This window comes from Persicitalea sp., assembly GCF_041751555.1.
Taxonomy (GTDB): Bacteria; Bacteroidota; Bacteroidia; order Cytophagales; family Spirosomataceae; genus Persicitalea.
Genome location: NZ_JBGSXF010000169.1, coordinates 1 through 6,869 on the forward strand (window position 1 = coordinate 1; position 6,869 = coordinate 6,869).

6 protein-coding genes are annotated in these 6,869 nt (G+C 48.7%); 4 read left to right on the plus strand and 2 right to left on the minus strand.

What is annotated here, in order from left to right; translation table 11 throughout:
- Positions 1-1,505 (minus strand): GMC family oxidoreductase N-terminal domain-containing protein (locus ACEW8P_RS05835; protein ID WP_373512164.1); only part of this gene is annotated, 1,505 nt, incomplete at its 3' end.
- 105 nt (positions 1,506-1,610) lie between these two features.
- On the opposite strand from ACEW8P_RS05835, the gene ACEW8P_RS05840 reads away from it, so the two are divergent.
- The 3 genes from ACEW8P_RS05840 to ACEW8P_RS05850 all read left to right on the plus strand — a co-directional run bounded on the left by ACEW8P_RS05840 (position 1,611) and on the right by ACEW8P_RS05850 (position 5,120).
- Positions 1,611-2,612 carry an L-threonylcarbamoyladenylate synthase gene (locus ACEW8P_RS05840; RefSeq protein ID WP_373512165.1) on the plus strand — a complete coding sequence of 334 codons (1,002 nt, stop codon included), beginning with the start codon at positions 1,611-1,613 and terminating at the stop codon, positions 2,610-2,612.
- An 86-nt stretch (positions 2,613-2,698) separates the two neighbouring features.
- Entirely contained in the window at positions 2,699-4,288 is a 1,590-nt protein-coding gene (locus ACEW8P_RS05845; protein ID WP_373512166.1) for an ArnT family glycosyltransferase, read from the plus strand.
- Between the two features lie 7 nt (positions 4,289-4,295).
- Positions 4,296-5,120 (plus strand): sterol desaturase family protein, encoded by an 825-nt coding sequence (locus tag ACEW8P_RS05850; protein WP_373512167.1) that lies wholly within the window; start codon positions 4,296-4,298, stop codon positions 5,118-5,120.
- On the opposite strand, the gene ACEW8P_RS05855 is transcribed toward ACEW8P_RS05850, so the two are convergent.
- Positions 5,088-6,518, minus strand: coding sequence for an ATP-dependent RecD-like DNA helicase (locus ACEW8P_RS05855; RefSeq protein ID WP_373512168.1), 1,431 nt, complete (start codon positions 6,516-6,518; stop codon positions 5,088-5,090). The genes ACEW8P_RS05850 and ACEW8P_RS05855 overlap by 33 nt on opposite strands.
- 131 nt (positions 6,519-6,649) lie before the next feature.
- Between ACEW8P_RS05855 and ACEW8P_RS05860 the strand changes: the two genes are divergently transcribed.
- Positions 6,650-6,869 (plus strand): CBS domain-containing protein (locus tag ACEW8P_RS05860; RefSeq protein WP_373512169.1); only part of this gene is annotated, 220 nt, incomplete at its 3' end.

The window sequence follows — 6,869 nt, forward strand, 5'->3', positions numbered from 1 at the left end:
TCGCGGTCCGCTCCCGGTTTGGTGCCGGAGGCTACGCCGCCCATTGAGTCGATGATTTGTTCGAAGGTGTCCTGCATGTGCTTGGCCTGCTTAATCTCATAGTCCGACCACTTGTAACTGAACCGCAAAACCGGAATGCCAAATTTATCTACTGTGTTGGGATCGATCTCGCAATAGTTGTCGGCTGACGCTACTGCTTCGCCGCGTCCTGACATACCAATGTAGGCACCGTAAAAGCGGCGGTAATCGTCTTTCAACGAAGCACCGTATCCACCAGCTTCCTTCATCTTTCCATCAGGACCGGGGTACTTGCCATTCGTATTTTCCATTCCCCAGCCGAAGCCGTATCCGGGCATACCCATACCACCACCGTACTCGATGTGATAGCCGCGTGGGAAGTCTAGCTTTTTATTGTCGAGCCACCAGGGGGAATAAATGTGCGCTCCGCCAACGCCGTCTTCGTTGTAGCGCTTGCGATCCATCAACTCTGGAATGAAAGCACCGCGCGAGGCCCCGGTGGAGTCATGAAGGTACTTACCCACCACATCGCTGGAATTGGCCAATCCGTTGGGATGGCGTGTCGATTTTGAGTTGAGCAGCAAACGTGCTGATTCGCAGGCACTGGCGGCCAATAATACAACTTTGGCTTTAACCACGTGTTCAGTCAACGTCTCGCGATCGACATAGGAAACGCCCGTAGCCGTACCCGTATTCTGATCGGTAAGTACCTCACGCACCATTGCATTGGTAGTCAGTGTTACATTGCCAGTCTTGACGGCAGGAATAACCAGCACCGAAGACGCCGAAAAGTCGGCATATGCCTGGCAACCCCGATTGCATTGGTGACAGTAGAAACAGGAACCACGCTCATTGTTGATGGGCTTGGTGAGGATGGAAAGTCGATTGGGGTAAATGGGGACATTGGATTTCTTGGCGGATTCCATAAGCATCAGCTCGTGCAAACGCGGTTTGGGCGCGGGCAGGAATATGCTGTCGGGATCGTTGGGCAGACCATTTGCCTCACCAAACACTCCGATGAGTTTATCGACCTGATCGTAGTAAGGTGCCACAGTCTTGTAATCTATGGGCCAATCTTCGCCGAGGCCGTCGATACTCTTGCGGCGGAAATCGTCCGGCCCAAAGCGCAGCGAAATACGTCCCCAGTGGTTGGTGCGGCCACCCATCATGCGCGAACGAAACCAGTCAAACTCGGTGCCTTTCTTGCGGGTATAGGGTTCGCCCGCAATTTCCCAACCACCCCAGGCGGCGTCAAAATCGCCGAAATTTCGGAAAGGTGTGCTGGCTCCTCTGCGCGGCGATTCGTAAGGCCATTTGAGTTGAGTAATATATTTGGGATCGGCAGGGTCATAGTAGCCACCTGCTTCGAGCAGCGCGACCTTAGCCCCGGCCTTGGCAAGTTGATAAGCCGCCATACCGCCGCCTGCACCCGAGCCCACGATGACGACGTCGAATTCAGTAGGTGGCTCTTTTATTTGAAAACTCATAGATTGACTGATTTATATAGGATTTAATTTTGACCAATAAATATAAGCAAATAGAGCCTTTTTACTACTGAATGACCTCTTATATTTGCAAAAAATTTAGAAAGGGTGGCATTAGTAAGTACGAACGTCAGAGAAGCAGGGGAATTGCTGAAAGTTGGTCAGCTAGTGGCTATACCTACCGAAACGGTGTACGGACTGGCGGCTAACGCACTCGATAGTAAAGCCGTGGCGGCGATTTTTGCGGCTAAGGATCGTCCAACCTTTGATCCGCTTATTGTACATGTAAAGTCGTTGGACTCAATGTCGGATTACGTCACTAATATTCCCGAGAAAGCCCGGCAGTTGGCTGAAGCCTTTTGGCCTGGTCCACTCACTCTTTTGCTGCCGAAAAAATCAATCATTCCTGACTTGGTGACCTCTGGTTTGCCAACGGTGGGTTTGCGCGTTCCCCACCACCCATTAACTCTGGAATTGCTTCAAATGTTGGAATTCCCCTTAGCCGCGCCAAGTGCGAATCCCTTCGGGTATATTAGCCCTACTACCGCTCAGCACGTGCAGGAACAGTTAGGCGATAAAATTCCCTTCATACTGGATGGCGGGGAATGCCTGGTTGGTATCGAATCCACCATCGTCTCTTTTGAGCAGGAAACGCCACGAATTCTTCGCTTGGGTGGCTTACGTTCGGAAGATATAGAATCAATGATCGGTAGCGTAGAATTTAATCTGTATTCAAGTTCCAGTCCGCTGGCTCCTGGAATGTTAAAGAGTCACTATGCGCCGCGAAAGCCACTGTATCTGCACTCAAAGAAGGAAATGGCCGATCGAGAGTTAGACGCTGAAATTGGGTATCTGTTTTTTACGAAACCCAGGCATGTGGCATTGCACGAAAACTGCCTCGTTTTGGCGGAGCAAAGTATTGAGACATTGTCCAACAATGGGCTGACCAATTCCCTATTTCTTCAGGCCGCGCAGAATCTATTCGGGTATTTGCGAAAGTTAGATGCCAGTCCGGTCAAGGAGATATGGGTAGAAATTCTTCCCGAGATAGATTTGGGAAGAGCTATCAACGATCGGCTACGCCGGGCAGCAGTTTCCAGAGAATTATGATATACGACGGGGCAGCCCGTGCTGATATGAGATTAAAGGAGACATCTGGTCGACTTACCTTCTGGATCTTCCTGGCATTTTGGTTTTTGCAATCCCTTTTCACGGCTACACATACTGAATTATATTTCGACGAGGCATACTACTGGATGTACTCACAGTTTCCGGCATGGGGGTACTTTGATCACCCGCCGGGCGTAGCGGTGATGATTGGGCTGGGTAGTTTTTTGGGTAAAACCGAGTTAGCAGTCAGGCTGGTTAATGCTTTCCTGATGACCGGAAGTTTGGCGATCATCTACTATGTAATTAAGCCACAAAATATTCTCGTTTTCTGCCTGACGCTTTTTTCCTTTCTCACTTTTCACTTGTCGGGCTTCGTGGCTTTGCCCGATACACCCTTCTTCTTCTTCGCCTTACTCTTCATTCTGGCTTATCGAGAGTTTCTTAGGAATCTGGAATGGTACAGATGGGTTTTGCTCGGCCTGACGGCGGCATTGATGCTGTTGAGCAAGTACCACGGCGCACTGGTCATTCTTTTTGTGGTTCTGAGCAATCCGAGATTGTTGATCAACTACCGGTTTTACTTGGCCGGGCTGCTGGGCTTGACATTGTTCTCTCCCCATATTTATTGGCAGGTAAGACACGATTTTCCGTCGCTACAATACCATTTGGTGGATCGTGGGTCTTCTTATAAAATTGGGCAAACGATCGAGTACCTGTTTGGGAATATTCCCTACCATGGCGGATTGGTTTCGGTGGCTTTGCTGATCGCCTCTTTCCGCTATCACGCCGCTGACCTTTGGGAGAGATCATTACAATGGAACTTGTACGGTACTTTGATTTTCTTCTTTCTGGTCACGTTCAAGGGACAGTATATCGAACCAAACTGGACGATTTTCTGTATTTTTCCGCTGCTATATTTGGGGTACAGGAGCGTAGAATCGGTTCGCTGGTTTCCTACTTATCGCAAGCTGGCCTGGGTTTTTGCCGGGATTTTACTTCTACTTAAAGTACATTTAATTTATCCGCTGGTCGATATTCAGAAAGACCGCGTATGGGACTTTCACGGTAGCCGTGGCTTTGCCCAAAAGGTGCAGGAAATCGCGGGTGAGGATTTGATTGTCTCGAATAACTACAAAACTACCTCATTGTTAAACTTTTATACTGATCTCGATTATTTCATTCCCGCTCTGAACATCGACGACCGCGCCAATCAATACACTATTTGGGAATTGGACACGATCGCTTGCAATCGGAACGTGGCTTACGTCAATCAGCGTTTTGACGGCATTCAAGTAAGGGGCCGCAGCCACAGTATTGAAAACGTAACACGAATCGACGGACTAACTTCCATAAATTTGATTCGCCTTAAAGGGGAAGGTTTCAAAACAGATGACAAAGCACTCACTGTCAATTTATTTGCCCAATTACCATCAAACCCGCTTTGTGTTTTAAAGGATAGCCTTTCCCTTGAATTTACGCTATTGAGTTCCAGAAATGAACCAGTAGTTGATACGCTGCCATTTATATTTGAGCAAAGTGCGGAAACCAGGAAACGATACGAGTATCGCATTTTGTTGAAAGACAAACGACGAATTGACAAAGTGCTGGTTCGGACACTTTCCGCCAAACTGCGTGGCGGAAATAACAAATACCTTACGCTGGATGGTGGAAAATAAATTAGCTATGAATACAGAAATCGACATCGCCTCACCGCTTACTTTTCTGTTCACGACATTCTTTATTTTTTTAGGGGTATTTGGCCGTTACGTCGGTACTGCGCTGCTTTTCAGTGTCTTGGTTAAAAGTACTTTTAAAGAAAAGCTATCGCATCGCGTGGTTCAAGACCGCCCGCGCCGCTTGCGGCAGGATTGGATCGAGATTGGTTGGTCGTTCGTGACCTCGGTACTATTCGCATTGGCCGGAGGGCTTATGCTCGTAGCCTGGCAAAAGGGCTACACCAGGATTTATCTGGATTGGGAAACATACCCCCAGGCTTGGTTTCCAGTGAGTATTTTACTCGTGCTGTTTTTGCACGAAACTTACTATTACTGGCTGCACCGATGGATGCACCGTCCGAAGGTTTACAGGCTCGTGCACAAAGTACACCATGACAGTATTACTACTTCGGCCTGGACTTCCTTCTCGTTTCATCCCATTGAAAGTACCTTTCAGGCCATATTCATTCCCGTAATAGCTTTCCTAATTCCACTGCACGCCTACGCCATCGTCATCGTGTTGACGATTATGACGATGACCAGCGCGATTAATCATCTGAATACCGAACTTTACCCACGCGATTTTCACCGCCATTGGTTTGGCCGCTGGTGGATCGGAGCCACGCATCATAGCTTACACCACTCGCAGTTTCGCTACAACTACGGTTTGTACTTTACCTTTTGGGATAAATGGATGCGGACCGAAAGTCCGGATTTTGCGCGTCTGTTCAACAAGAAAACGCGGAAGCATAGCAAGAAATCACGCGAAGAAGTTACCGTGAAAATTCATTAGAAACAGTTCGTCGGTCGCACGGGTCATGGCCGTATAGAGCCAGCGAATGAATTCACTATTGACTTGTTCCTGTGGTACGTAGCCCTGATCCACAAACACTGCGCTCCACTGTCCACCCTGTGATTTGTGGCAAGTTAGGGCGTAGGCGAACTTGATTTGCAGGGCATTGAGGTAAGGGTCTTTGCGCATCGCTTCGGCGCGTTCCTTTTTTGACTGGATGAAGAAATAATCTTGCATAACACTCTCGTAGAGCATCTTATTTTCTTCCTGCGAGAGGGCAGGGGAGGAAGAGTGCAAGGTGTCCAGCATAATCTTTGTCTCAAACTCAGGCTGTTCGTCGTAGTCGGACAAGCGCAGCACTGCGTCGGCGAAGCGTAGTCCGTGGACTTCCTCAGTACTTTTGAGTTTGAGTAGTTCAACAAAATCTCCGTTAGCAATAAAACCCACGGGCGAATCTTCGTCCAGCACGGTGTAGTTGTTACGAACTACCATCAGCCGGTCGCCCGCGTCCAGTTCGTCTTCGCTGAAATTAATTGTCCGCCGGATATACTGGTTGTAGTTCACCGCCGTCTTGTTGGAGCGCGTAATGATGATTGTATTCTCCACGCCGTGCTTGTCATAGGCGTAGCGCAGCCCTTCTTCCAACTTTTCGCCTGTCATCCGGTAAATATCGGAGAAGGTTTTAGTTCGAATCTGAATGGCCGGAGGCTCTACTGCCAACTGATTACGCAACTCGGTCGCGTTCCAGAGTATGCCCGATTCCTCGCCCTGGCGCATCACTTCGGTGAGTTCCTCTTCCGATACCGAGAGGTAGTATGTTTTTTCTAAGTAGCCTTTGTCCAAAGCAGGGCTGATCTCCTTGCGTACGGGCGGCAATTGGGCGATATCGCCCACGAGCATGAGTTTGTTTGAAGGATTGGAATAAATATAATCCACCAAATCGGCCAATAGGCTGCGGCTACCAAAGTCGGCGTCGTCACTGATCATGGACGCCTCGTCCACAATGAACAGCGTGTCTTCGTGATAATTGTCCTGACGCTCGAAGACGAAAGCTCCCGAGTACGCGTCTGAAGTCTGCCGATAAATCTTTTTATGTATAGTTAAAGCTTTGCGTTTGGAATAACTTGACATCACCTTGGCTGCCCGTCCAGTAGGCGCCAAAAGGACAGCTTTCAGCCCAAACTTCCGAGCCGACTTGATAAGTGAACTGATGATGGTCGTCTTGCCCGTACCCGCATAGCCTTTTAGAACAAAAGCATCGCGATATCGCTCCAACCCCTCTTCCTCGACAAGGAAATCGTTCATTTTTTCGAAAAAACGAGCCTGACTTTCGGTAGGTTTAAATGGGAACCGCTTGATGAGCAATTCGGAAGGAAGCAGGTCGTCGGTAGTCGGCATAGCTATTTCGGAGAGCGGGGAAGTAAATGTGCGCCTAAATTAACGGTATATTTCCGGAAATCTGGACTTACTGAAATCTTGACCTAATATTGCATTCTATTCAACTACCCAACTTTTACACTGAACAAAATATGCAAGTACATCAAATCCTGGCAGGAAAGGAGATCGACAAAATATGGTCTGTTGGACCGGAGCAGACCGTTTACGACGCCCTGGAAATTATGGAAGCCAAGAACATCGGCGCCGTGCTGGGAATGCAAAACGGAAAGATGGTTGGCATCTTCTCCGAACGCGACTATGCTCGCAAGGGTATTTTGCGCGGTCGCGCCTCTCGGGATACCCTCATCAAAG

What these genes read in the sequence shown, in the direction of transcription:
- ACEW8P_RS05850 (WP_373512167.1), top strand. Translation starts at nt 4,296, where the DNA reads ATGAATACAGAAATCGACATCGCCTCACCGCTTACTTTTCTGTTCACG.
- ACEW8P_RS05855 (WP_373512168.1), bottom strand. Translation starts at nt 6,518, where the DNA reads ATGCCGACTACCGACGACCTGCTTCCTTCCGAATTGCTCATCAAGCGG.